Origin of the sequence: Wolbachia endosymbiont of Zygogramma bicolorata, from assembly GCF_051130665.1 — a bacterium.
GTDB lineage: Bacteria > Pseudomonadota > Alphaproteobacteria > Rickettsiales > Anaplasmataceae > Wolbachia.
Map to the genome: position 1 here is coordinate 609,896 of NZ_CP149530.1, position 24,217 is coordinate 634,112.

General features: G+C 36.7%; 27 protein-coding genes and 1 pseudogene. 8 read left to right on the forward strand and 20 right to left on the reverse strand.

The window, feature by feature from the left end; all coding sequences use genetic code 11:
* Positions 1–9: 9 nt before the first annotated feature.
* A complete protein-coding gene (locus WKH12_RS02830) occupies positions 10–1,608 on the reverse strand; it encodes an ABC transporter permease (protein ID WP_434732575.1) in 1,599 nt (532 codons plus the stop codon).
* A 129-nt stretch (positions 1,609–1,737) separates the two neighbouring features.
* On the opposite strand from WKH12_RS02830, the gene WKH12_RS02835 reads away from it, so the two are divergent.
* A complete protein-coding gene (locus tag WKH12_RS02835) occupies positions 1,738–2,544 on the forward strand; it encodes an oxygen-dependent tRNA uridine(34) hydroxylase TrhO (RefSeq protein ID WP_434732574.1) in 807 nt (268 codons plus the stop codon).
* 192 nt (positions 2,545–2,736) lie between these two features.
* Here the strand turns inward: WKH12_RS02835 and topA are convergent, their stop codons facing one another.
* Both topA and WKH12_RS02845 read right to left on the reverse strand, forming a co-directional pair.
* Positions 2,737–5,187 (reverse strand): type I DNA topoisomerase, encoded by a 2,451-nt coding sequence (gene topA / locus WKH12_RS02840; protein ID WP_434732573.1) that lies wholly within the window; start codon positions 5,185–5,187, stop codon positions 2,737–2,739.
* 87 nt (positions 5,188–5,274) lie between these two features.
* Positions 5,275–5,406, reverse strand: coding sequence for a TomO hydrophobic C-terminal domain-containing protein (locus tag WKH12_RS02845; protein WP_434732572.1), 132 nt, complete (start codon positions 5,404–5,406; stop codon positions 5,275–5,277).
* A 73-nt stretch (positions 5,407–5,479) separates the two neighbouring features.
* Here WKH12_RS02845 and WKH12_RS02850 point away from each other — a divergent pair, with 73 nt between their 5' ends.
* From WKH12_RS02850 to WKH12_RS02860, 3 genes are all read left to right on the forward strand, one after another.
* Complete coding sequence (locus WKH12_RS02850) at positions 5,480–5,602, forward strand: hypothetical protein (RefSeq protein ID WP_264687946.1); 123 nt, start codon at positions 5,480–5,482, stop codon at positions 5,600–5,602.
* Positions 5,603–5,912: 310 nt separating this feature from the next.
* Complete coding sequence (locus tag WKH12_RS02855; RefSeq protein ID WP_434732571.1) at positions 5,913–6,911, forward strand: pyruvate dehydrogenase complex E1 component subunit beta; 999 nt, start codon at positions 5,913–5,915, stop codon at positions 6,909–6,911.
* An 18-nt stretch (positions 6,912–6,929) separates the two neighbouring features.
* Positions 6,930–7,055, forward strand: a complete 126-nt coding sequence (locus WKH12_RS02860; protein WP_434732570.1) for a hypothetical protein — start codon at positions 6,930–6,932, stop codon at positions 7,053–7,055.
* Between the two features lie 91 nt (positions 7,056–7,146).
* Here the strand turns inward: WKH12_RS02860 and ltrA are convergent, their stop codons facing one another.
* Positions 7,147–8,490 (reverse strand): group II intron reverse transcriptase/maturase, encoded by a 1,344-nt coding sequence (ltrA, locus tag WKH12_RS02865; protein ID WP_434732173.1) that lies wholly within the window; start codon positions 8,488–8,490, stop codon positions 7,147–7,149.
* A 336-nt stretch (positions 8,491–8,826) separates the two neighbouring features.
* Here ltrA and WKH12_RS02870 point away from each other — a divergent pair, with 336 nt between their 5' ends.
* Genes WKH12_RS02870 through WKH12_RS02880 form a run of 3 tightly spaced genes read left to right on the forward strand, consistent with a single transcriptional unit; the run spans position 8,827 to position 10,710 of the window.
* Positions 8,827–9,063, forward strand: a complete 237-nt coding sequence (locus tag WKH12_RS02870) for a hypothetical protein (RefSeq protein WP_434732600.1) — start codon at positions 8,827–8,829, stop codon at positions 9,061–9,063.
* A 31-nt stretch (positions 9,064–9,094) separates the two neighbouring features.
* The gene (tnpC, locus tag WKH12_RS02875; protein WP_253309750.1) at positions 9,095–10,450 is read left to right on the forward strand and encodes an IS66 family transposase; all 1,356 of its coding nucleotides are present in this window, start codon (positions 9,095–9,097) and stop codon (positions 10,448–10,450) included.
* Between the two features lie 44 nt (positions 10,451–10,494).
* Positions 10,495–10,710, forward strand: a complete 216-nt coding sequence (locus tag WKH12_RS02880) for an HU family DNA-binding protein (protein ID WP_434732601.1) — start codon at positions 10,495–10,497, stop codon at positions 10,708–10,710.
* Here WKH12_RS02880 and WKH12_RS02885 read toward each other — a convergent pair.
* The 4 genes from WKH12_RS02885 to WKH12_RS02900 are packed head-to-tail and all read right to left on the reverse strand — an operon-like array spanning position 10,691 to position 12,551.
* The gene (locus WKH12_RS02885; RefSeq protein ID WP_341823841.1) at positions 10,691–11,491 is read right to left on the reverse strand and encodes a baseplate assembly protein; all 801 of its coding nucleotides are present in this window, start codon (positions 11,489–11,491) and stop codon (positions 10,691–10,693) included. The two genes, WKH12_RS02880 and WKH12_RS02885, sit on opposite strands and share 20 nt — an antisense overlap.
* A 2-nt stretch (positions 11,492–11,493) precedes the next feature.
* On the reverse strand, positions 11,494–11,829 hold the full coding sequence (locus tag WKH12_RS02890) for a GPW/gp25 family protein (protein WP_341823842.1): 336 nt from the start codon (positions 11,827–11,829) through the stop codon (positions 11,494–11,496).
* 2 nt (positions 11,830–11,831) lie between these two features.
* Positions 11,832–12,086 (reverse strand): PAAR domain-containing protein, encoded by a 255-nt coding sequence (locus tag WKH12_RS02895; protein WP_264735711.1) that lies wholly within the window; start codon positions 12,084–12,086, stop codon positions 11,832–11,834.
* Positions 12,087–12,551, reverse strand: coding sequence for a phage baseplate assembly protein V (locus WKH12_RS02900; protein ID WP_264735712.1), 465 nt, complete (start codon positions 12,549–12,551; stop codon positions 12,087–12,089).
* Positions 12,552–12,833: 282 nt separating this feature from the next.
* On the opposite strand from WKH12_RS02900, the gene WKH12_RS02905 reads away from it, so the two are divergent.
* Entirely contained in the window at positions 12,834–13,853 is a 1,020-nt protein-coding gene (locus tag WKH12_RS02905) for an IS110 family RNA-guided transposase (protein WP_309165827.1), read from the forward strand.
* Between the two features lie 504 nt (positions 13,854–14,357).
* Here WKH12_RS02905 and WKH12_RS02910 read toward each other — a convergent pair.
* From WKH12_RS02910 to WKH12_RS02965, 12 genes and pseudogenes are all read right to left on the reverse strand, one after another.
* Positions 14,358–14,666, reverse strand: a pseudogene (locus tag WKH12_RS02910) (hypothetical protein); the annotation flags it as partial.
* Positions 14,663–15,169, reverse strand: a complete 507-nt coding sequence (locus WKH12_RS02915; RefSeq protein WP_341823843.1) for a phage tail protein — start codon at positions 15,167–15,169, stop codon at positions 14,663–14,665. The gene WKH12_RS02915 and the pseudogene WKH12_RS02910, both read right to left, overlap by 4 nt.
* Position 15,170: 1 nt before the next feature.
* A complete protein-coding gene (locus WKH12_RS02920) occupies positions 15,171–15,476 on the reverse strand; it encodes a head-tail joining protein (RefSeq protein ID WP_434732602.1) in 306 nt (101 codons plus the stop codon).
* A gap of 81 nt (positions 15,477–15,557) precedes the next feature.
* Complete coding sequence (locus tag WKH12_RS02925) at positions 15,558–16,562, reverse strand: major capsid protein (protein WP_434732603.1); 1,005 nt, start codon at positions 16,560–16,562, stop codon at positions 15,558–15,560.
* 34 nt (positions 16,563–16,596) lie between these two features.
* Positions 16,597–16,965: a head decoration protein gene (locus WKH12_RS02930; RefSeq protein ID WP_264735719.1), complete on the reverse strand. Its 369-nt coding sequence runs from the start codon at positions 16,963–16,965 to the stop codon at positions 16,597–16,599.
* A gap of 63 nt (positions 16,966–17,028) precedes the next feature.
* Positions 17,029–18,048 carry a S49 family peptidase gene (locus tag WKH12_RS02935; protein WP_434732639.1) on the reverse strand — a complete coding sequence of 340 codons (1,020 nt, stop codon included), beginning with the start codon at positions 18,046–18,048 and terminating at the stop codon, positions 17,029–17,031.
* A gap of 33 nt (positions 18,049–18,081) precedes the next feature.
* Positions 18,082–19,494 carry a phage portal protein gene (locus WKH12_RS02940; RefSeq protein ID WP_434732604.1) on the reverse strand — a complete coding sequence of 471 codons (1,413 nt, stop codon included), beginning with the start codon at positions 19,492–19,494 and terminating at the stop codon, positions 18,082–18,084.
* Entirely contained in the window at positions 19,491–20,195 is a 705-nt protein-coding gene (locus WKH12_RS02945; RefSeq protein WP_434732605.1) for a glycoside hydrolase family 25 protein, read from the reverse strand. Before WKH12_RS02945 ends, WKH12_RS02940 begins: the two co-directional genes overlap by 4 nt.
* Positions 20,192–20,416 (reverse strand): gpW family head-tail joining protein, encoded by a 225-nt coding sequence (locus WKH12_RS02950; protein WP_114517459.1) that lies wholly within the window; start codon positions 20,414–20,416, stop codon positions 20,192–20,194. Before WKH12_RS02950 ends, WKH12_RS02945 begins: the two co-directional genes overlap by 4 nt.
* Positions 20,417–22,249, reverse strand: a complete 1,833-nt coding sequence (locus WKH12_RS02955; protein ID WP_434732606.1) for a phage terminase large subunit family protein — start codon at positions 22,247–22,249, stop codon at positions 20,417–20,419. It abuts the gene before it with no gap.
* Positions 22,246–23,721: an ankyrin repeat domain-containing protein gene (locus tag WKH12_RS02960; RefSeq protein ID WP_434732607.1), complete on the reverse strand. Its 1,476-nt coding sequence runs from the start codon at positions 23,719–23,721 to the stop codon at positions 22,246–22,248. The genes WKH12_RS02955 and WKH12_RS02960 overlap by 4 nt, the downstream gene beginning before the upstream one ends.
* The gene (locus WKH12_RS02965; RefSeq protein ID WP_264735725.1) at positions 23,721–24,203 is read right to left on the reverse strand and encodes a hypothetical protein; all 483 of its coding nucleotides are present in this window, start codon (positions 24,201–24,203) and stop codon (positions 23,721–23,723) included. Before WKH12_RS02965 ends, WKH12_RS02960 begins: the two co-directional genes overlap by 1 nt.
* Between the last annotated feature and the right edge of the window lie 14 nt (positions 24,204–24,217).

Genomic DNA, 24,217 nt, shown 5'->3' on the forward strand with positions numbered 1-24,217 from the left:
CGGTTACGTTTATTTTTTATCCTTATCATCAAGTGTAAATAAGGTTATTGTAGAGATTAAGCCTATTATAACTATTATCAACGAAAATGGGGCAGCTTCTCTATAGCGCTCATCGCTTACAAGTTCATATATTCTAGTTGATATAGTTTCAAAACTAAATGGTCTTATAATGAGTGTTGCTGTGAGCTCCTTGATAGTATCCATAAATACGAGCAAAAATCCCGATAATATACTCTTCTTGATGAGAGGGATATGAACATTCAAACATGTGGAAATAGGCCCATGACCCATGGTATATGCAGTCCACTCAATTTCATTTGGTGTTTTTTTGAGCCCTGATTCTACCGCCTTGAAAGATATAGCAAAAAAACGAAATAAATATGAGTAAACTAATGCGCCAATAGTTCCTACCAAGCTAATTTCCACAATATATTGAGTAATGAAAGAAGATATTCTGCTTAAAAATATTATTATGCTAATTGCGATAATTGCATTTGGAATTGCGTAGCCTAAAGAAATGAGACGTGCTACATTATTGATTACCTTACTTTTACGCGCCGTATATCCAATCATTATTGCAATGCTAATTGAGATTAATGCGGTGATAAATGATAAACTAACGCTATTTGCTATTATATTATAGAACCTTGCTTCGTATATGAAAAACCCCTTCTCTATGCTCCAATATATGAGCGGAATCATTGGCAAAATAAAACCTATTAATATCGGCAATACACACATAAGATAAGCAAAGATCAATGGTATAGTGCCACTTACACTCTGTTTGTTGTGATAATCTGCATTAGCGTTGATTGAAGAGTAAGATATTCCTTTTTTTTGTAGTTTCTTTTCGATAGCTATTAGTGTTGCAACGAAAATCAATTCTGCAACTGCTAAAACAGTAGTTGAATATTTATCATGCAGTAAAAACCAGGTGCGATATATTCCTGTCGTAAAAGTATCGATAGCAAGAAACTGTGGTGTGCCGAAATCCGTAATTACCTCCATTAGTACCAAGGACAACCCAGCTATAATTGATGGACGTATGGAAGGTATGATGACAGAAAACAGGCTCTGTAATGAGGAGAACCCAAGTGTTGACGCAATAGTGACTGAGTTACTAACATTCTTTAGACTTGAGCGGACTAGCATATAAACGTATGGATATAAACTAAATCCCATTACTAATATTCCACCACCTAGGGATTTTATTTCAGGAAACCAATAGTCACCTTTGCTCCACTCTAAAATGTCTCTTAATGAGCTCTGCACCGGACCTGAAAATTCTAGTGTATTTACATAGACGAACGCTACTATATATCCAGGAATCGATATCGGAAAGAACAAAGCAATCTCAAAAATTTTACTTCCAGGAAATGAAAAAAATGTGGTGAGCCATGCTGGAATCACTCCAAATATGAAGGATATCCCCCCCACTCCTATCATCAAAATTAGCGTACTCAGTATATATTCAGGGAAAAGTGTGCTGATTACCCATCCAGAATTTGCTGATTCTGTAAATAGAATCGATATTAACGATAGTATAGGACAGACGAATAATATACTTACTAAAAATAAGAATATATTTTTAAATACTCTCAAAAACATTAATTTGGATCTATATTTGATATTAAAATGTTATATGTAAAAACTGAAGATATCCAGTAATTAACAGCCGTACTATTGAATATCTTTATAATTTTGTATATCATGTTTTTAGTTGATAAGTGAATAATCATGAGCTTCGTCATTGCAACTTTCTATCACTTTGTAGAACTCTCTAATTATTATGACATGAAAGACGAAATAAAAACTGCATGCGACAACATTGAATTAAAGGGTACTATACTCCTTGCAGAAGAGGGTATTAATGCAACCGTATCTGGTGAAAGAAACGCGATTGATAAAATATTCGATTTTCTACGTTCTGATTATAGGCTAAGGGACCTTACATGGAAAGAGAGTGCAGCAGAATATCAACCATTTAGCAAGATGAAGGTAAAATTAAAAAGAGAGATTGTGAATCTTGGTGTAGGCAATCTTGATATTTCCCTTAAGGGTAAATATGTTGATCCAGAGCATTGGGATGATTTTACTTCTCAACCTGACGTTTTAGTAATAGATACACGAAATGAGTATGAAGTGAAATTAGGCAAGTTTAAAAATGCAATCAATCCACATACTCAGCGTTTTCGCGATTTTCCTGAGTGGGCAAAGTCTTTCTCTGAGAGTAAAGACCTGAAAGTAGCTATGTACTGCACTGGTGGGATTAGATGCGAAAAATCAACAGCGTACATGAAAAATCTTGGATTTAACAATGTATACCACCTGAAAGGCGGCATTCTTTCTTACCTTGAAAAAACTTATAATAAAAATGGTAATTGGGAAGGTGAGTGTTTTGTTTTTGATGATAGAATTGCTGTTGATAACTCACTTACTCCAAGCAACACAATAAAATGCATACTCTGCTCAAATCAAGTTTCAACTGATGAACTGAAGTCAGTTCCACGTGGCCAAGTGGTTTGTTTCAACTGTAAACTTTAGTGTTATAGCTATAATAAATAAAACATCATGCCGCTGCAGTTGTATGCACGTTGTGATTTGAGAGCAACCTCTACCAGAAAGGGTGTCATGCCAGTGCCCAGACACTGGCATCTAGGTTCTTTTTTTCTAGATTCCAGCGTCGCGTGCTGGAATGACAATAAAGAGCATGTAAATAATGGTTACGCAAGAAGTCTACTTTTTATTCTTAATCAACTCTAAAGCCTTCTTCAAATCTATGCTTTCAATATCTGCATTCTTACCCAAAGCAACGTTTGTTCTATCGCATTTTATATAGAACCCGTACCTGCCTTTGCAGATAAAGATTTCTTTTCCTTTTTCATTAACCCCGAGAGACTTTAACTCTTTGCGTGGACTGTTTGCAATAATTTGTACAGCTTCGCTCAATTCTGTATTCAGCACCTCTTTAGAGCTTTTTTTAAGAGAAAAATATCTACCATCATAAAAAATATAGTACCCAAATCGTCCAAGGCCTATTTTTATTTCCTTTCCGGTCTCAGGGTGTTCTCCGATTACTTTTGGCAAGGAAAGTAACTGAGTAGCGGTATTCAGATCAATATCATTAACATTTAGATCCTTTGGTATGGAAACTGTTTTTTTCTTTTTGGACTCACTATTAAACTCAAGGTAAAGCCCAAAAGGACCTTTTTTAATTACTACCTCTTGGCCTGTTATATCATCTACACCTAAACTTTTTGGATATTCTAAATTGTCATTACTACCTGTAATTTCTTTTGTATGGTTGCATTCAGGATAGTTAGAGCATCCAAGGAACACTCCTGCTCGCCCAAAGTTCAATTTTAATATACCATCAGAGCAAGCAGGGCATTTCTTACCTATTTCTTCTTTTCCTTCCTCTGAACAAAACCAATTAACTACCAAATCGTGAATGCCGCTGAAAACTTCATCATGCGTCATTTGCTTGACAGAATTTACATGACCAAAAAATGGCACCCAAAAGTGGCTCAATTCTTTTTTCCAATCTGCATGTCCATTTGAGATTAAATCAAGCTTTTCTTCCATTTGTGCTGTGAAATCATACTCTACACAACGCTGAAAAAAAGTTTCTAAAAATATGGTAACGATCTTACCACGACTGCTTGGAATAAATCTTTTATTATCCAGTGTAACATACTCACGATCCTGCAATACCGAAATAATTGTCGCATAAGTTGATGGACGGCCTATACCGATTTCCTCCATTTTTTTAACGATACTTGCTTCACTATAACGAGGTGGCGGTTGAGTGAAATGCTGTTTTGGCTCAACTGAAATCAGCTTACACGCTTCCCCTTCCTTCATGGCAGGTAGCAGGCCTTCATTTTCGGCTTCCATGTTATCTTGATAGACTTTATAAAAACCATCAAAGAATATACTTGATCCACTTGCTCGCAGAATCACTTTCTGATCAGTAGAACTAATTTCAACTACCACTTGATCAAGAATCGCCGATTCCATTTGACTTGCAATGGTTCTTTTCCAGATTAAATCGTACAATTTAAATTGCTCTGGCGTTAAGTAATCCTTAATACTACCCGGCGTTCTATTGATATCAGTTGGACGAATTGCTTCATGTGCTTCTTGAGCATTTTTGACCTTTTTTACATATTTACGAGGAGACTGTGGTAAATATTTATCACCATATAACGACTTAATTGACCCTCTAATTGAGTTTATAGCCTCATCTGCAATATGAAACCCATCTGTACGCATGTAAGTTATCAACCCTACAGTTTCACCACCAATATCGATACCTTCATATAAATTTTGCGCTATGCGCATAACATTTTTCACATTAAAATACAGCTTATTCACTGCATCTTGCTGTAGAGTAGAGGTAATAAATGGAGGAAGCGGATTTCTCTTAACTTGCTTGCGTTCTACTGTGCTTACAGCATATTGCCTTGATTCAATCTCCCTGACTAAGTTCTTTGCTTCTTCTTCATTTTTAATATCAAATTTTTCTAGCTTCTTATTGTCATAGTGACTCAGCATAGCAAAAAAAGCCTCATCTTTGCTATTTTGCATTTCTGCCTTTATGCTCCAATACTCCTGTGTTATAAACTTACTGATTTCATCTTCTCGTTCGCATATAAGCTTTAATGCAACAGATTGAACTCGCCCCGCAGATTTGCTTCCCGACAATTTTGTCCACAGCAGCGGTGACAAGCTAAATCCAACTAGATAATCCAAAGCTCTGCGTGTTTGCTGTGCGCGCACTAAGTCCATATTAATTTCACGTGGATTCTTTATTGCTTCTTGAACTGCTCTCTTTGTTATCTCATTAAAGACTACTCTATAAATGTTGTTTTCATTACTGATTGCTTTCTTTTCTTTTAATGTCTCTATCACATGCCAAGCCATTGCTTCCCCTTCTCTGTCTGGGTCTGTTGCAAGATATATATCTGATGCTTTACTCGCTGCTTTTACTAACTCTTTTATATACTTTTCTGCTTTTTCAATGGTTTCATACTTTATAGCAAAATCATTATCCGGATCGACAGAACCGTTTTTTGCTGGAAGATCCCTCACATGTCCAAAGGATGCAGCTACTTTGAACTCTTTACTTAAATATTTGCCTATTGTCTTTGCTTTCGCAGGTGATTCAACTATTAATAATCCCATATTGTTAATTATTTTAGTATTTAAAGATAATATGTTGAGAAATATACGATGAAAAGTAAAAAAATATTTTAATAGGTCTTGTGAATTTTACAGAGTAGGTTGTTCATGGTTTCCAGAAAACCCTTGGACCTTGCTATTTTCAAGTGAATTTGAAGGTCTATTACAATAGTATATGATTGCAGCAGCAACCAGACAACAAGCTCCAACTGCTATTCCCACTGCTATAGCTAACCCAAGAAAGGTTTACCTGAAGGATAGAATAGGTTATAATGGCATATTAAAGAGATGAAAAATGCCAAGCCCATATAGTGAAGACCTCAGAGAACGAGTTCTCAAAGCAGTTGATGAAAAAACAATGACGATAAAAAGAATTAGTGAAATATTTAAACTGAATATAAAAACAATATATTTATAGAGGAAAAGGAAAAAAGAAACAGGAAACATAAAGCCATCTTCAGGCTATCAAAAAGGTGACTGAGCCTCACCGGTGGCAGAATCTGGGTCACGAGGTCTTCTTCCTACACTCCATGTAAGAGCAGAAAGTGCCTCAAAAGAAGTACCAACCTGCCACCTATCCACTCTGAGAAGTTATTATCTTCTCTTGCTTTCAACCAAGTAATACTTATTCATATCATCCGGGTAAGGTCAGTTTGTAAAACTTAATTTGTACGCTTCCTAGTAATTCTGATATAGTTACTTTAGTTAAAGTCTATAAAAGTTTATAAATGGCAACCTTAAGTGTAAGAGAAGCTTTATGCACAGCGATCAGAGAAGAAATGCAAAACGACCCTGACGTGTTGATCATCGGTGAAGAAGTTGCAGAGTATGATGGTGCCTATAAAGTAACAAAAGGATTACTGAAAGAGTTTGGAGAAAATAGAGTGGTTGATACGCCTATTACCGAACATGGATTTGCTGGCCTTGCTGTTGGAGCAGCATTCGCTGGATTAAAGCCAATTGTCGAATTTATGACTTTTAATTTTTCTATGCAGGCTATCGACCAAATCGTGAATTCTGCAGCAAAAACAAATTATATGTCAGGTGGACAACTTGGATGCCCCATAGTATTTCGTGGGCCAAATGGTGCTGCAGCAAGAGTTGCTGCACAACACTCTCAATGCTTTGCATCTTGGTATTCGCATATACCGGGATTAAAAGTGATAGCACCTTACTTTGCCTCCGATTGCAGAGGTCTGCTTAAAGCTGCAATTCGTGACCTGAGTCCGGTAATATTTCTAGAAAACGAAATAGCTTACGGACATGAACATGAACTTTCTGACTCTGAGCTGTCAAATAAAGATTATCTACTTGAGATAGGCAAGGCTGCTGTTATACGGGAAGGAAAGGATGTAACTATCACTGCTTTCTCACTGAAATTAATGGATGCTTTAAACGCAGCAGATTTACTTTCGAGTGAAGGTATAGAAGCTGAAGTTATTGACCTCAGAACCTTAAGACCACTTGACACTCAAACTGTTATTAACTCTATTCAGAAGACTAATAGGTTAGTTAGTGTAGAAGAAGGATGGCCATTTGCAGGAATAGGAGCAGAGCTGTCAGCCGTTGTTATGGAACAAGGATTTGACTACCTTGATGCTCCAGTTATGCGCGTAACTGGCAAGGACATCCCCTTACCTTACGCTGCAAACCTAGAAAAAAAAGCATTACCGCAAGTGGAAGATATAGTTGAAGCCGTGCATCAGGTCTGCTTTAGAAAAAAATAACCCTATTGGTTCTTTTTTGTGTCTCCTGTTCCACATTGGTCCATCAAGGAAGTATTTCCAGTGCTGCCTATACCACCCATTACTTTTGTTACAATAGTTGTAGGGTCGAGAACTGGCGCGCCTACTTTAGGGTTTGGTGGCTGATCCATTGTTTTCACAATAGGCCTCAATCCAAATTCCCATGTTAACGTTTCCAGCTCCCGCCTCGTCAAACGCAGCATGCGGTTTTCCCGCACTACGCTTTCCTAGCAGATTCTTTACCAAAGTTTATCACATATTGTACTGGTGATGCTTTCGGTTTGTAATACCTTATTCTGTAGTCTGAATATAGACCCAGCGTTTTGTATATCCATTCGCTACTCCACTTCTTCCACCCAAACCCTTTCTTTGCTTTCCTGGCTCGCATTAAGTTGCGTCTTACCTTCTTTTCCACCCAATGTTTTACGTAATTGAACTTTCGACCAGAGTTCCCTATCCTAAAGTAGTTTACCCACCCTCTCAATATCGGATTGATGTCATGTATCACTCTTTTTATCGGTTGCGATTTATAGCGCCGAAATATTTCCTTCAACTTGCGTAGCAGGTTTGTTCGTGCTTTCATCTGCGGTGTTTTCCTGACATTCCATTTTCCTTGTCTTGTGATATTCTCTTGAAAATCAAACCCTAGGAAGCTAAATGTTTCTCCTTTCTTTAGGTTGATGACTTTTGTCTTTTCTTCATTTACGCTCACTTCTAGTTTTGCTAATTCTTCTTCCAACCTTCTGTATACTGCTCTTTCTAGCCATTCCCGTTTCGGGTGTTCACTAATCAGTATCACTAAATCGTCTGCCCATCTGGCATATTCCATACGTTGGTACTTTCCTTCTTTGGTCACCTCTTTTGCTTTCTCCAACATTTTATCTACCTCATTTAGGTATATATTGCTTAGTAGTGGCGAAAGTGGTGATCCTTGTGCTATTCCTCGTTTTCCTCCTGTTTTGAGGATTAGCTTAATCATGCGCATGATTTCTTTGTCATTTATTCTTTTGGCAATCTTTTCCATCAGAATATGATGTCGCACATTGTCGAAGTAGGATTTCAGATCTACGTCAATTACTTTTGTATTGCCTTTGATTGCTGCTTCCGTTACTTTTTGTACTGCTTCATGCGCATTACGCTTAGGTCTATACCCGTATGATCCTTTTTGGAAGTCTGATTCGAATATCGGTTCAAGTATTAGCTTCAGTGCTGTTTGCACTATTCTATCCCGGATGCAGGGTATGTTCAACTTTCTGAATTTTCCTCCAGATTTTGGTATTTCCTTCCTCCGGTTCCTATTTGGGCTATAGGTCTTGGTTATTAGTTCGTGTCTTATTTGTTGAAGATACTTTTCTAAGCCTTCTGCCTCTATCGATTCGAATGTCATCCCATCTATTCCTGGTGCCCCATTACTCTTCTTTGTTAGCTTATATGCTTCTTCCAGTGTCTCCATCTTACAGACGTGAACATAGATTCCCCAGAATCGCCATTCCGGTTCTGCTTTCGCTTTGATATATATCTTTCTTCTCAGGTCTTGTAATTTTATTGGCATTTTTATCATTTTTACCTTTACCTTCCTTTTGTTAAAAGATTTCTACTAGCAGGGTGCCTTTGCTCCATGAGCGTTACCTCACTTCTTCACTACTACGCACCCATCTGCCACCCTCTCATCTTCAGTTCACTTCCTGTTTTCCAGTTATAGAACCTACCTCTCCAAGGTATTTCTCCTTGGGATGAGGAGGGCTTCTCCAGTTGCTTTGTATGTCCTCATTGCCATGCCGTTACTAACACCCCGCTGAAGTAGACCTATCGTTTCATTCGTTTTTCGTCTGGTCTATTCTGTCTTCACCAGTACCAAGATGGCTCGACCTTCAGAATATTCCTTTCGAGGCAATCTGTGTATTCGCTTTCGCTACGGCCTGGTAATTCGCCATTATCCTACGATAATGTTGTCGGTAGGCTTCAACATTTTGGTTTCCCTCCATGCTGCTACCCAAGCTACAGGATTCCGACTTTTATCCTGGTAGGTCTATCTCCTACTGAACAATACTTGCCTTCTCTGGACGCACTTGGCTCTGAAAAGGTAACCGTTCACGGAGATAAGGTGGTTTACAAAGTAAGTATAAAAGTGTAAAGAGATAGGAAGCTAAATATGGAATGGGTAAATGACAACAGTGCTGCAAGAAAAGGTTGTAGCAGAAAACGCTAATCTCAAGGAAGAAATAAAAGCACTGATCAGAGAAAATGATAGCTTGAAAGCAAAAATAGTTGAATTAGAAGACAAATTGGGCTTAAATTCGCAAAATTCATCGCTGCCACCATCACGAGATATATATCGTAAGAAAGCAAAAAAGAAAAGTGATAAAAAACCAGGAGGTCAGCCAGGACATAAGGTGCATAAGCGTGAATTAATGGCTGCAGACGAGGTAGTGAGATGCACAATTGATACAATTTGTATGTGTGGAGGTAAGATTACTTTAGAAGATGAAATTATTCATCAGAAGGCAGAGTTGCCAGAAATTAAGCCAATTGTAACTGAGTACAGGTTGCAAAGAGGACATTGTAGAGTATGTAATAAAAGAATTACAGCAAATTTACCCGAAGGTGTTGCAAGAGATTTTCTAGGACCCAATGCTAAAACAGTTATAAGCAGCCTTAGCGGCTTTTTTATTAACTCAAAAAGAGAGGTACAGCAAATTTTGGGCAGTATTTTTAATCTAAATATAAGCCTTGGTTTAGTCTCAAATACTGAACGCAGGGTATCGAAGAAGTGTGCATCTGAATATGAGAAAATGAAGGAAGAGTTGCAAGGAAGCGAGTATTTGCATATAGACGAAACAGGGCACAGAAATCAAGGAAAGAGAGGCTGGAGTTGGGTAATAACAAACAAAGCGTTGACACTTCTGAAGGTAAGCGAGTCTCGTGGTAAGAAGGTGTTGAAGAGTTTACTGCCAGAATATGATGGTATAGTTGTGAGCGATAGATACGCTGTATACAATTACTTCAATCGTGAAAATAGACAGATATGTTGGGCACATCTGGCAAGAGATTTTGAGAGATTTGCCCATAGTAAAAATGTTGAAGTGAGCAAAATTGGCCAAGCACTAAAATCGCTCAGCAATAAGGTGTTTGTAGTAGATAAGGCAAAAAAACAAAATTTGATAGATAATTTGAGATTTTATCGACTGGTGCGAAAAATTCGGAAAAGGGTAAAACATTTTTTACGTAAAATGACGAGGGTTGCAAATAGTACTCAAGCTTCAAGAATGGCCGCTAAGATGTTACGATCTGAGGATATGATGTGGAAGTTTTTAAGAAAACCTGAAGTGATAGAAACAACTAATAACCTTGCAGAACGGCAAATTAGACGGTACGTAATTTATCGTAAAAACAGCTTTTTCACCTGGTCAGAACGTGGAGAAAGATTCGTGGAAAGAATGTTGTCGATATTTTTGACATCACGTCTAAATGGCCAGAACCCCTTTCAAAAGCTACAGAATCTAGTAGCTGTCACTGCTTAGTTCTTTAATTCATTCTCACAATCCGTGAACGGTTACAAATAAAGATGTTCTTAATATCGCAAACACTTTCCATAATATTTGACCATATTATCCATACTTTAAAAAACAAATTACAACTTCTGGAAGAAAATCAATACTTTCGTCTCCCTAACATTGGTCATTTTTATCCAGTAAACCTTAAACCACTTATTGCACGCAATCCCCTCACTGGTACGATTCCACAAAACAAAAAAATACGTTTTAAATCCTATCTAACTTGACGTGGCCAAGCACTGCACACTCATTCCCCAATACTACAACATCCTCTTTTGGCTCGATTAATTCTACGTTTTCTACACCCTCTACAAATAGGTTTGCTATTATCCAAGATCTTGTAACATTCCATCCCAGCCTTCTACTTGCTTCAAACTTCTTGATGAACTGCTCCTTAATTTCCTCCTTTGATATTAAAGGACTTATGATCATTCTGCTGTGAATATCTATTTCCGTAATATTGCAACCTATCACTTTTACTGTATCGGTTAAAACCCTTATATCATTTCTAGTAACCTGCTTTTTTACAACTTCAAGTAGCTCTTCTAACGCTATGCCAGTTGTGGATAATTCTGTTGATAAGATTGAAATTTGTACTTTCCCTGGTATAGGTGATTCTACTAATGCATCTTTTACTCTACTATCTGCTGACAGTGCATGATAACGATAATACTCTTTACTTCCTCCTGTACTCCAGCCTTTTATTTTTGCTTTTACCCTCTTTCTAAATCGTTCGTCCTCTTCTTCTTTTTCTCTCTCTACTCCATAAAATTCAGCCAAATTATCAAGATCTTCTCCCATTGCAAATTTAAGTAAATTACCCTTTACAGCTTCGTTTATCCTTTGTCTTAGCAAAAGTTCTCTCCATGCTGCTACTTCTAATACCTTCATCGCTGGGTCACTTTCTACTAATGCTGTAAAACTTGCATCACACTTCACTAACTCTTCCTTCATCCGAGAAAAAATCTCTTCAAAGTTCAGTGGTTCGATAATATTTGGCTGCTGCATTTCTAAACAACTATTCCGCTAATATCTATGAATTTGCCTTCTGAAAGATAAATACCTTCTAGTACAAGAGTCATTTTTCCTTCTTTAACTTCAGCAATCTTTACTTTTTCTAACTTAAATCTCCTCTCAAATTTCCCCAGTGCTTCTGCTGTTGCTGAATAGATTTCCAAAGTTAAATCTCTACTGATTGGTTTATCCACTAATTCAAATAGCCTAGACCCATAATTCCTCATCATAATTCGCGATCCTATCGGTGTAGTCAGTATATCAATTATCGATTGCTTTAAGTGCTCTATTCCTTCTAACGCTTTTCCTGTTTTAGCATCCATTCCTTTCATTTTTAGCCTGCAAACACGTTTTTACTGCCTTTTATTACTTTAAACCCACATGAAACTATATCTCCTACTCTTCCTACACCATAGCCATTTGCAAATACTGTTTTTGATCCTTGAATCATTACTTTTCCTTCACTAAAACTGTTTCCTTGTCTGCACGTTGGCTTACCATTTACAAAAACATTGTTACTCCCACTAATGCAAAAATGCGGTGTTGCTTCTCCACAATAATCCCCTAATCGCACAACCGATTTATTCATTTAATTAAGGTTTATTCTATCTGCTTTCAGTTTTATTTCGCTCTTCGTCATCTCTATGCTCGATCCCCCAGCTTTCAATGTTATTTTGTCTACTACTTTAATCTCTAAATGATGATTCTCTTTATCATATAACAATCTTGTTCCATCTTGAAACTTCACACTATTTATTTCTTTTTTATTCTCTGGGGCAGCATACTTCTGTTGATATATTCCAGCCAGCACTGCCCCTAATGATAATTCCCCAAATGGCGACAATACTATCACCTGCTCATCAATATTAGGTGGAAGCCAACTTCTATCTTCTCCAGCTTTCATCGTTATCCACGGTAAATAATCTGTTAAAAATTCTCCTATTTTCACTCTTACTTTTGCTTTTTCATAATCTACTTCTTTTACAACTCCTATACGAACAATGTTGGCCATTTTCCTCTGTAACTCCGAAATTGCAAAATTATTTTCTAACATTTATTTCACCTATTTCTATTTTGTGTGGCCTAAATTTTCCTTCTTCCCAAATAGATCGACCTACGTGTATTGTATGCACCCACTCAATCAACCACACTAAATACGCATCTAACTCTGGCCTAAAATCATCTCCTCCTCCTGATATAAATTCTCCTGGCGAAACATACTGTAATTGCTGTTGAATAATGGAGAGACATACTCCATTATTTTGGCGCGAAGTAACAAATTCAGTAGAATAAGTTCTTCAAAAATAATTTAAACTTTTATAGTAGGAGTAGTCTCATGAAATATTATAGCGGATTAGATGTCTCACTCAAAGAAACTTTTATCAGTATCGTTGATGAGAAAGGAAAAATTATTAAAGAAGAAGTTGTTGCAAGTGAGAGTGATGCAATAGCTAAGTGCTTGCTTGGCCAAGACAAAGAATATGAAGTGATAGGGATAGAAAGTGGACAGCTATCAATATCAATGTGCAAAGAATTAAGGAATTTTGGATTACCAGTAATTTGTGTAGATGCAAGACATATGGCAGCAGCATTATCTGCAAGGATCAATAAGAATGATAAAAATGATGCAAGAGGTATAGCACAAATGATGAGAGCTGGGTTATACAAAGAAGTATTGGTAAAATCAGACGAATCTTGCAAAATTAAGGTAGCGCTTGGAAGCAGAAGGCAGTTAATATGCAACAAGCAGCAAATCATTGGAACAATAAGAGGATTATTGAAGATATATGGAATAAAGCTCGGTAAAGGAGCAAAATTTGAAATTTTTGCCTTAAGAATACAAGATGCAATGAATAATTTGGATGAAATCAGTAGGAGTTCAATAGAAGCATTAGTTTGTAGTTTGGAAACAATAGAAGAATCAATAAGAAAACTTGACAAAATACTTTCAGGACAAGGCGAAAAAGACGAAGATTGCAAATTGTTAACTACTACCCCAGGAGTTGGTATGATAGTAGCAATGACATTTAAAGCTGCAATAGATAATCCATATAGATTTGAAACATCTTATACAGTTGGAGCCTATATAGGATTGACACCAAGGCAGTACGCTTCTGGGGAGGTTAATCATCATGGCAGTATATCAAAAATGGGACCAGTGGAGTGCAGAAGTATGTTGTATGAGGCTGCACAAGTCTTACTTGTAGTCAATAAGAAGAAATTTAAGTTAAAAAGCTGGGGATTAAAGCTAGCAAAGAAAAAAGGGATGAAAAAAGCAATTGTAGCAGTAGCGAGAAAATTAGCTGTAATTATGCACAGGATGTTGGTTGATAAAACAGAATTTTGTTATCAATAAACAAGAGGAGTATAGAACAATAGTTTTATTGAAAGTGAAGATAGTAATGCCGATGGAAGGGACAAGCAAGAGCAGAAAGTGAAGCTTAGACTTCGTGCGAAACATGTTGCCGTCCACTTCCGCCTAACAAGTATAGTGCGGCTTGGCGAACTAAAGTTTTAGCCATATTGGACCGCGGAGAGAACTTTGGAAGCATGCTACTTTAACTTATGTAAAATCACTAGGATTATGAGGAAAGTATGACACCTTAATTTTTATGAGTTTAATGAATATGTGAATAAGTACTTTTAATGTGTGTGGACGTACTTATCCACATATTCATTAACTATATTGATTTAGAAAGGTCATTAAAAATTTAGTACAGGTGTTTTTTTGCCAATAAAGCGATTTGTAGTTGAGTAAGATAATATAATAGCAGATAAAATTTGTACTATAGCCAGGCTTGATGTCAGAAAATATTTTTAATGATATAAAAAATTATTATTGACTTTTATGCAATTAGAGAACATTCTTCACGTTCCAAGTATTTTTATTTACTACTCTCGCAACCTCAGCAGCTAGTGTTCTGACAATAATAGCTGCATTTTCTATTGTGCTATCAATCACAATTCGTGCTTCAAATCTTGCTTTCAACGCTAATTCTTCTGTTCCTGGATCATGTCCTTTTTCAAGACTGCTAAGTTCCACAAAAACCGCTGGTGCTAACAATTCTTTTCTTATCGTCGGGTATACTTCGCATGTTTGTATATTTAGGATTTCTTCCTTCAGTCTAGTACAAATTGCTTGATGTAAATCTGTCCAGAACTTTGTCATATCTTTAAAATATAGTTTAGCTCATGCTTAAAGTATTTCTCAAACTCTCTCTCACTCTCATAATTAACAAGGTCTTTTATTATTCTTGAGCCTTCTGGTTCCACTGGTAGCTTTACTTCTTGTATTGGTAATGCTGTTCTTCCTTCACGCTTAAAAATACCGCTATTTCCTTTTGGCATAACTGCTGCAAATCCTCCTATAAACTCATGCTTTCCTACTTTCGATCCTCTTCTTGTTTTTTGTATTTTGCCAATTGTCGATGCTCTAATGTCATAGAGATTTGCTCTAATTAACACTTCTAATCTGCTAGTTTTCGCCTTAAAAATTCTTAATCTCTTTCTTATCAAACTTAATTTTATCTTCTTTTCCTCACTGATTTCCTTAGCTGCTTGCGCTTTTAACCATAGTGCCGTTCTGTTTAATGCTCTCACTATTGCTAATTCTATTTTTTTTCTTTTAGCGTTTACACTTTCTATACTATTAACTTCTATATGAATAGACATTTTACACTCCAGATGCTTTGATTTTCCACGTTATTCCAGACTTGTCTCTAAGTGGCGGTGAGTGTACTTTATATCTTCGATCACCTATAACAAAAACATCTCCTACTATTGGCTTTAACACATCAAACGCACTTACTTCCAACACTAAAGTTTCTCCTACAAATTGTCCTTCACCAATCTCGTATAATTTATCTGGCTGTTGCTTTAATACTTGTACCATGTACGCCTTATTTTTCGACTCATACAAAGCTACTTCTCCTAAATGGGCAAAACAATCTTTTAATAATCTCTTAATATTCTCTTGCATTCTTTCATAAGTATGCTAATAAGATATATACTAGTAGAGTTCTCTTGTGTCTCACCAACTTGTGGTTACTCTACCAGTATGTTATGCTATAGTGACTTTTACTAATGTTCCTGGTCTGTGGCACATTGGCAATGGATTTGACTGCGTATGTAAATCTGTTCCTCTATCAAATCTTCTTGGCTCTTGTTTTGCATAGAGTGGCTGTCCTAGTGTATTTACCGTCTCATTAAAATCTGCTGGTGCAAAATATGTTGTAAATGTGCTTGCTGTTCCTAGTGGAAAACAGTGCCCTGTATCTTTCTCAATAAATCTTCTCACCGTTCCTTCAGGGTCAGTTGCTTGCCCTCTATATTCCTCAAATGTGATTCCGCAGAACGTAAATCCTGACCTCATATCGTTCCTTAGCGCTGCTCCTTCTTGCCATCTTTCATATGCTTCTTTTACTTTTGCATGTGAAGTGAGTGCATCAAAAAATTCAGAGCTTACCAGTGCATGAATTCCGGTCATATATTCACCACTTAGATTATCTTCTATGTGTCTCAATACTTCCAGACACTTACGTTTTACATCAGTTGTTGCTGTTCCAAGGGCAAAATTTACTACCTTTGGTGTTATTTCAAATTCGTTGTACAGATTTAATAATTCTGACCCATCAGCATTTAAAATTATTCCTTTGAGCGCTCCCATCCGAAAATGTTCTAATGTTATCGCATGTTTGTTTCTCATTAGCTGCAAATGATCAGTTATTACATCTGCCAGCGCTTTAAGTTCACTTTCTGATCCAAATGCCCTTATTCCCTGTACTTCTTCTGGTAACACTACATCATCATGAGGAATATGTGGAATCGTAAATGTTCTTACTTTTCTTTTTCCTCTTTTTCCTACTGTTGCTGGTGCTCCTGGAACTTGCGTTGGTAGTAAACTTAATACTCCGTTTTGCTCTTCTATGGTAATATGTCTAAATCTTACTGACCTACTTGGAAACAAATTTAAATTTTCAACACGTCCATAATTTATCGGCAATATATTCATCGCATTTGTTAGTGCCGTCATGCTAAATGCTGTATTTGTAAATGGATTTTGCATCTTTCCCCCTTTAATGCTGTTTTTAAATAGCTAGTTAAACTCCCTTGCGGATGATGATCCCTCGTGCTTCAAGTTGCTTTATTGCTTCAGCTTTCTGTTCTTCAGTGATATTTGCTGGCCACACCACTGCATGATCTGCTAGTATTGCACCACGAGTAATAATTACTGCTTTGGCATTTTCCTTTGCGTTTACATCGCTTATTATCACACCTATCGCTGTTTGTGTACCATCTGTGGCAGTTGGATTTATTATCTTAATCATGTTATCTTTATCGAGAGCCACTACTGTACCAAGTTTAAGATTTTGTCCCTTTGCTACCGTTATTTGGTCTCTTGAATATAGACTTGATGTCTCATACTTTAATAGGTCACCCAGATTATTTTGTTCGGTTATACAACTCATAAAATTTTCTCCTTAATTGCTTACCGCCGCTTTTGTCAATGCTATATACGGCGGTTATAAAATTTAAATACACCGACTTTTCGCTACTTGCATCATCAAATCTTCCGGCGAATTCTGTGATATTGCACTCAGTCTCTCTGTCTTCTTCGTTCGCTCTGCTAGCAGTTCCATTAAAACTTCCCTTGCTTGCTCAACACTTACGCCCTGCTCAATAAATTCTCCTATCTTTTCTGGCATTCGTGATAAGTTACATAAACGTATTAATTCAAGAACTTCAGTACGATACTTAGTTAAATTGTCAGTTTCTAGGTCATTTGTAGTTTTTTCATTCATAGTAATATCCCCTTTTTTATTAATAGATTTAAACTCAGAAAGAATTGTCATTCCATCTGCAAGACCTATTTCTATTGCTTTCTCGCCAAAATATAGCCCTGCCTCTGTTGATTTAATCTTTTCAATTGAAAGACCTCTGTTTCTTGCTATTAGCTGCACAAACATTTCATATAGTCGGTCTACTTCTTTTTGTAAGCTTTCCAGACTTTCAGACGTCATTGGCTCATGTGGGTTTAAATCATTCTTTCGACTACCAGCAAAGATTGTAGTGTACTTAATACCTTGCTTTTCATCAAACCTACTTTGATCTATATGACTTGCTATTACTCCTATACTCCCAACTCCTGAAGTGCGGGTGAGAAAAATCTTTTCAGCGCTAGAAGCTATGGCATATGCAGCAGAATATGCATCATCATTGGCCATTGCAATAATCCTCTTTTTTCCTCTTGCACTATAGATAAAATCAGCTAAGTCAAATACTCCATTTACTTCTCCTCCTGGACTGTCTATGTCAAGTAGAATCGTCTCTATGCTTTTATCTTCTAAAGCACTCTCTATCTCTTCATGAATATTTTCATACGAAGTCATGTCTAAAATATGATCAAAAACTTCTGTTTTTTTAGTCAAAACTCCATAAATACGTATTATTGCTATTCCTTTTGGGTTTATATGAAAATGCTTTAAGTTCTTAAAGATAGGTTGTTTGCTGTTATATAATGATAGTAGTTCAAAGCTTCTTCTCTCTACCATTACTGGTTTATTTATCCACACCACTTCCTCCCCTTATTCTACTTTATGATTAACATCAGAATCGAAACAAAGTCCAAAAGAATTAGCTCGCTTTTGATCTTCTGCTATTTCTTGGTCAATTTCTTCTACATCGCAACCCATTTCTGATACTACTTCTGCTCGACTTTTGAAGCCATTTCTTACTGCCATCTGCTGTGCTTGCTGGTCTTTCAGTGGATCTACCCAATCAAATCCCTGTGGTATCCATTTTACTTCTTCTTTCGCTGCTTTTGCCACTTTTTCATCTATATTCAGTTCTCCACAAAGTACTGCTAATTCTAGCCATCTATTCCATACTGGTCTGCAAAACTGGAACACTATAACGTTATGCTGTAACATTGCGCACCTTCTGCGAAACTCTATTAATCCAGCTCTGATTGATGAATAATTAACACCGGTTAAATCTCCTGTTAGTTGCTCATATGTTATCCCTGTACCAATCGCTATTGCCCTGAGTTGCTGTCTTATAAACGCTTCATAACTTCCTCCAACATCTGACGGTTCTGAAAATTTTATATCTTCTCCTGGGTCTAAAAGCTGCATTGTTCCTGGCTCTAAACCTGATAGTGCTACTCCTTGGTCATTACTTTCACCTTCTCCTAAAATATTTGCCTCAGGATCAAGTCTCGTAATAAACCCTGCAAACATCGCTGCTGTCTTTTTTCTCACTAATTCTGCATCATCATATTGATCAAGTTCATAAAGCTTTAGCAGTATATTAGAAAGCCATGGCTCTCCTCTAATTTGCCCAGGTCTTAGTGGTCTATAGATATGTAAAACATCGTTTGCTGGTACTCTCACTGACTCTCCAAACGTACTTTCACCAGGGTGTTCTTTAAATAGGTAGTATGCTTCTCTTTTCCCAAGCCTGTTAAACTCAATCCCGTTTCTTATTACATTACCATTTCCTAAAGTTTGATTTGTTTTATTATCTAAATGTTCAGACTCAAGTACTTGCAGTTGTAATGGTACAGAAAATCTATCTTCCAGCTTTCTCGTTCTTAAACGTACAAAACATTCTCCTCCCTCTATCATACTTCTGCATACTAGAGCTTGTAATCCATAAAAATCACTTACTCCGTTACTGTCTGCTTCATCTGTCCATCTTAGCCATAATTCTTGCACCTTCTTTCGAAATTCTCCATCTCTTGCTTTTGATTGCGGTTTTATTCCTGTTCCAATAGAGTTACTCACTATGGTATCAATGATATTTGCTGCATATGGATTTTTTCTCACCATATCACGTGATCTACTACGTAAAGTTTCAAGGCTTTGAGACAGCAAATTGTTTATACTTCCTAACTCTGGTTGAAAGTGAAAAAATCTTCTTCCTGAGCCTGACGCATCCCAAGCAGAACTTTTGATTTTTGGCTTACTAAATAGTTGTTTGAAATTTTTCAGCATCATACTAACCAAAATTCTCTTAATTCTTTCAAAGTTCCGTTAAATTTATTTCTGTCACATTTTCCGATTCCTTCTACTTCATGTGGCTCTGGACTTGTTTTACCGTCAGTATATTGCCATAAAATCCAATCATTCCAGCCTTTTGGTAATGTGGGCTCTTTTCTCCAGCTTGCTATCCATAATGGACATTTTGTCAAAGTTGGCGTGGCAAAATCCTTAAGAAAATAGCTACTGCCATAAATTAGGGGTAATCTTCCTGTTACTTCTTCAACTCTCTTTACAAATTCCTCAGCTTGCTTAACTGTAATATTTTTGCCACTTTTGTTTTCTTCAATATCCAGCGCAAGTATGGTATTTTTGCTTTCGCCTACCGTTTTTAGAAAATGATCAGCTTGATTCTTGCCGTTTCCTTCTGTGCCAAAATGATATGCTCCCCAGAGTAATCCTTCTTCTTCAGCTTTCTTTCTTCTCTTCGCATACTTTGAATCCACATATTTTAGCCCTTGTGTTGCCTTGTGAATTACTCCAACTATACCATTCTCTTTAGCTAACTCAAAATCCACATTTTCTTGCCAATGTGACAAATCTATTATTCCATTTACTGAACTCTCTCTATTCTCCCATAGTTTTATAAAAGTTTTTAATTGCTCTAAAAATTCAGAATATTCCTCTTTTACAACTTTTCTCAGAAAATTTTCCCTCATATAACTCCTTTATTTGTTGCAAAAATAATCTTTCGTTTAGGCTTCATTCCAGCAATCTTTAGTTCACCTTTGATGCGTTGTCTGAGGCTGAGCAAATCATTTATCTGAACTTCAGCATATCTCACAACATGGTCACCATATGCAATTGATACCACTCTTTCGCCACTCTGAAGCTTCTTTATTGCTTGTTCAACTTGAATTAAATAATCTTCGTTATACATTTATTGCTTGCTGATCCATTTGCTTTTGACTATTTTCTTTGATTTTTTACTTTCTGGTTTTTCACTTAAACTATTCCATTTACTCTCTGGCCATCTGTCTATTCCCAGTGCTATCGATGCAGCTCTTGCATAAATTCGGCAATCTAGTACTTCATTTCTTTCTCTTACCTTTTGCCACTCTTGTTTAGTGTATCCTTTTACTACTTTGCTGACTAATTGCTCTGCCGTTAGTTGCTTAAAATATTCAGGTGCATACTCAGGAAAATGACAATATCCTGCTGGCACTTTTTCTTTTTCCCCGTTTTTTAAAACATTAAGTAGCTGAAAAAGCTCTGACTTTAATATCGATACTCCTACTGGCCAGAGCTTTATTCCTCTCTTTAGCTTTTGACCACCAACTGTTATATCAACTCTACTTGGGCTACTCAGCGGCACTAGTGCTTTATTTACACCTTTCACTGCCATTACTCTTCCAGACCCTTGATGACTTCTCACCCAGTTGTAAACTTCCTGCGTTGCATACCCTGCATCAACTGCCATCATGCTTATCATATATTCAAGATCATTTTCACCGATAAAATGATGATTGAGTAACTCTGAAAGCTTTCCCCATACTTCTCCTCCTCCAGTATCACCTTCAAATACTCGGTAGTCTATTGACCAACTTTCGCGGCTTTTTCCCCATGCTACAACTTCTACTTCTAAACGATCTTTTTGGACATCAACACCTGCTGTGAGAACTACTTCGCCTTTTGGTACTGTGCCAATCTGAAAAAATTCTCTCCTGTTAAATAATTGCTTCCAGTCTGGTACTTCTCCTTTATCTACCCAAGTTTCTCCTAAAGTGGTATTTATCCAAACTTTCAGTGATTGTTCGCTTTCCTTTGCATGAAGAAAATCTTCTACTGCTTGTTGCCAACTATACCAGCCAACTGGACTATAAAGACTGGAAAGATGAAATCCTTTTTTCTCACCTTTTACTCTATTAGTAGGCCTCCATTCTCCACGCTCAAGCATCTCTGTCTTTTGATGATTTTCTATTTTGCCGCTACATTCAGTGCAGACATAATGTGCTGTTCTTGAGTCGTTGTTTTCCCATTTAATTTGTGACCATTTCAGAACTTGATAGTAATTACAATATGGACATGGTACAAAAAAATATCTCTTATCTGTTGCTTCAAATTCTTTCTCAATTCTGCTTATTCCATGAATCGTTGGTGTCGATACTAAAAAAATCTTTCGCCGTGCAAATGTATTAGTACGGGCTATGCTGAGTAAAACTGGATCTCCTTCACCTCCCGAATCTCCTGGATAGGCATCTATCTCATCAAGAAAGAGGTATTTTACTGGCATAGATCGGAGGCCTACACTGCTGTTTGCTCCAGTTATTACTACTATTCCACCTGGAAATTCCTTACTTTGCACAGTATTGCCCGAATCTCTTGACCTTGGGTCTTTTACTTTACTTTTTAAACATGGTGTACTCTCTATTAACGGCGCAAATCTTCCTTTTGACCAGCGTTTTCCCATTTCAACTGTTGGCTGTACTACTAGCATTGGACCTGGTGTTTGATCGATGATATAGCTAATCCAATTGTTACCAGCTTCTGTTCCTCCAATCTGCGCTCCTTTCATGAATACTACTTTTTCTGCTGGTGAGGACGGAGATAGTGAATCCATGATTTCTTTTAAATAAGGAGTTCTCTCTGTTCTCCATTTACCTGGCTCTGATGCTGCAGTTGCTGCTAAAACTCGATACTCATTCGCCCACTCTGATACTTTAAGTTGCGGGTCTGGTCTTAAACCTTCAGAAAATGATGTGGCGTATATCATATCACTAGCTCTTCACCATCATTAGATGATATTTCCACATCACTTAAATTAGGACTTATGCTCTCACTTGTTTTCTCACTTTCAAGTTCAGTAAACATTTTCTTTTCAAGTGCTTCTTCTATATACTTCTGAATTAAATTACTCATTATTATTGCAGCTATGAGCGCAACTATTCCTACCATTACCGCAGCTATAATGTTAGGGTAAATTCCCACTATCGCTATTGCACATACTGTTATAGAGACACAGACGATATTGATGTATTTCTTTATTTTTTTGTCTGCTATTTTCCTTTCTTCAAAATATTTATTGCTCAATAAATGAAATGTCGGAAAGTTGTCATTTTTTCCAAATAAAACTATATCTTTTTCTTTGCTTAATAACTTTATCAGTTTTATGTTATTTGTTGTTATTGCGTACTCAAAAACATCTGTAGCATCTGCTCTTTTCTTTAGCAGTAATTTTACTATATTAAAATGCCTATTTATTGCCGCAAGATATATAGCTGATTCTCCTTTATTGTTTAAAATATCTACTTCAACTCCCTCTTCCAAAATCGCTTCTAGGAACTCCTCGTATCCTTTTTTTGCAGCTAAATGAAGTAAACTGTTTTTATCTTCTCCATATTTATTACTCACTAAAACTTCCACTATATCTTGTTTATTCCCTTCTCTTGCATAACAAAATGGTGTTTTGCCATTATCATCTCTAATCAAAGGATCTATGTCTTTTCTTGTTAATAAGATTTCTATGGTTTTGAACTTATCTGCATAATGTAGTGGCGTTTTATTTTCATAATCTTGTAAATTGACCTTGGAGTTCGACGCATTTATTAAACACCTTACAATATCTAAACATAAATCCCGTTCATCATAGTTGCTAATGCTTACAGCATTGTGAAGAGGTGATAACTTTGTTGAATTTCCTCCACTGCCAGTCCTATTCACATTTGCATCAAGGTCTACTAGTTTTTTTACTACTCCTATTCTCTTGTTGTTTACTGCATAATGAATTGCTGCATGATTTCTCACGTCAAGAACATCTTTGTCCGCATTTCCTTCTCTAATTAAAATTTCTACTATTTCTTCATGTCCAGCTCCTGCTGCTAAGTGTAATGGGGTATGTAGTAGAGCATTCTGTTCATTAACATTAACCCCTTTGTCGAGTAAAAACCTTACAGCATTTGCTTCATTCAACATCGCAGCTAAATGAAGTAAGCTATCTTTCTCTGATCCGTATTTGTGATTGATTAGTGCTTGTAATATTTCTTCTCTTGCACAAGAGAGCGCACTTTTACCATCATCATCAGTAATTAGTGGATTAATATTTTTCCTGTTCAGTAAGAGCGCAACCATGCTAAGCTCGTTAATTTCTACTGCATAATGTAATGGTGTTTTTCCGTTTAACCCTCTGACATTAACATCCACTCCAGGTTGATTAATGAGACACTTTATTAATTCTAAAACAGACATTATAAAAATTTAGCGTTAGATAATTCTTGGAGTGAGTTTGTAATCTCTTCAGTTAGCGTCTTATGAATCTTTTCAGTCTCACTCAGTGATGCAAGTAGTGCTGAAACTCTATTTGGAATATTAAGCAAATTATTACGGACAACTCTTGCTACATTAAATGCTTCGTTTTTCACTTCCTCTACTGCTACAAGTTCTCCTATCTCAGCCCTAGCTTTTGCCTCAAGAAGTTTACCTCGTTCCATTTCATTTTTTATTCGAGTTTTTAGCAACATCGTGGAAAGGTTACTTGTATTTTCGTTTTCTGGATTTTTTCTCCTCAGTGGCTGACTTGGATCTCTTATTGCTGCTACCGCTTCATTTGCTTGCTCTCGGTCGATCAAACCATCCTCCAACTCAACTATTCCTTTTTTTACTAAATAACAGACATATTGCTTTGATACTCCTATCTCTCTTGCCCATTCTGTTTGTGTGATCTTTTCCACTTTTTTTGCTTCTT

Bases quoted from the DNA above. Each gene is read 5' to 3' on its own strand.
- WKH12_RS02905 (WP_309165827.1), top strand. From the start codon at position 12,834: ATGAAATATTATAGCGGATTAGATGTCTCACTCAAAGAAACTTTTATC.
- WKH12_RS02930 (WP_264735719.1), bottom strand. From the start codon at position 16,965: ATGAGTTGTATAACCGAACAAAATAATCTGGGTGACCTATTAAAGTAT.
- WKH12_RS02935 (WP_434732639.1), bottom strand. From the start codon at position 18,048: ATGGTAGAGAGAAGAAGCTTTGAACTACTATCATTATATAACAGCAAA.
- WKH12_RS02945 (WP_434732605.1), bottom strand. From the start codon at position 20,195: ATGAGGGAAAATTTTCTGAGAAAAGTTGTAAAAGAGGAATATTCTGAA.
- WKH12_RS02950 (WP_114517459.1), bottom strand. From the start codon at position 20,416: ATGTATAACGAAGATTATTTAATTCAAGTTGAACAAGCAATAAAGAAG.
- WKH12_RS02835 (WP_434732574.1), top strand. From the start codon at position 1,738: ATGAGCTTCGTCATTGCAACTTTCTATCACTTTGTAGAACTCTCTAAT.
- tnpC (WP_253309750.1), top strand. From the start codon at position 9,095: ATGACAACAGTGCTGCAAGAAAAGGTTGTAGCAGAAAACGCTAATCTC.
- WKH12_RS02915 (WP_341823843.1), bottom strand. From the start codon at position 15,169: ATGTCTATTCATATAGAAGTTAATAGTATAGAAAGTGTAAACGCTAAA.
- WKH12_RS02830 (WP_434732575.1), bottom strand. From the start codon at position 1,608: ATGTTTTTGAGAGTATTTAAAAATATATTCTTATTTTTAGTAAGTATA.
- topA (WP_434732573.1), bottom strand. From the start codon at position 5,187: ATGGGATTATTAATAGTTGAATCACCTGCGAAAGCAAAGACAATAGGC.
- WKH12_RS02895 (WP_264735711.1), bottom strand. From the start codon at position 12,086: ATGAATAAATCGGTTGTGCGATTAGGGGATTATTGTGGAGAAGCAACA.
- WKH12_RS02880 (WP_434732601.1), top strand. From the start codon at position 10,495: ATGTTCTTAATATCGCAAACACTTTCCATAATATTTGACCATATTATC.
- WKH12_RS02955 (WP_434732606.1), bottom strand. From the start codon at position 22,249: ATGATATACGCCACATCATTTTCTGAAGGTTTAAGACCAGACCCGCAA.
- WKH12_RS02920 (WP_434732602.1), bottom strand. From the start codon at position 15,476: ATGCAAGAGAATATTAAGAGATTATTAAAAGATTGTTTTGCCCATTTA.
- WKH12_RS02900 (WP_264735712.1), bottom strand. From the start codon at position 12,551: ATGTTAGAAAATAATTTTGCAATTTCGGAGTTACAGAGGAAAATGGCC.
- WKH12_RS02925 (WP_434732603.1), bottom strand. From the start codon at position 16,562: ATGCAAAATCCATTTACAAATACAGCATTTAGCATGACGGCACTAACA.
- WKH12_RS02890 (WP_341823842.1), bottom strand. From the start codon at position 11,829: ATGAAAGGAATGGATGCTAAAACAGGAAAAGCGTTAGAAGGAATAGAG.
- WKH12_RS02940 (WP_434732604.1), bottom strand. From the start codon at position 19,494: ATGATGCTGAAAAATTTCAAACAACTATTTAGTAAGCCAAAAATCAAA.
- ltrA (WP_434732173.1), bottom strand. From the start codon at position 8,490: ATGATAAAAATGCCAATAAAATTACAAGACCTGAGAAGAAAGATATAT.
- WKH12_RS02960 (WP_434732607.1), bottom strand. From the start codon at position 23,721: ATGTCTGTTTTAGAATTAATAAAGTGTCTCATTAATCAACCTGGAGTG.
- WKH12_RS02850 (WP_264687946.1), top strand. From the start codon at position 5,480: ATGCCAAGCCCATATAGTGAAGACCTCAGAGAACGAGTTCTCAAAGCA.
- WKH12_RS02855 (WP_434732571.1), top strand. From the start codon at position 5,913: ATGGCAACCTTAAGTGTAAGAGAAGCTTTATGCACAGCGATCAGAGAA.
- WKH12_RS02885 (WP_341823841.1), bottom strand. From the start codon at position 11,491: ATGCAGCAGCCAAATATTATCGAACCACTGAACTTTGAAGAGATTTTT.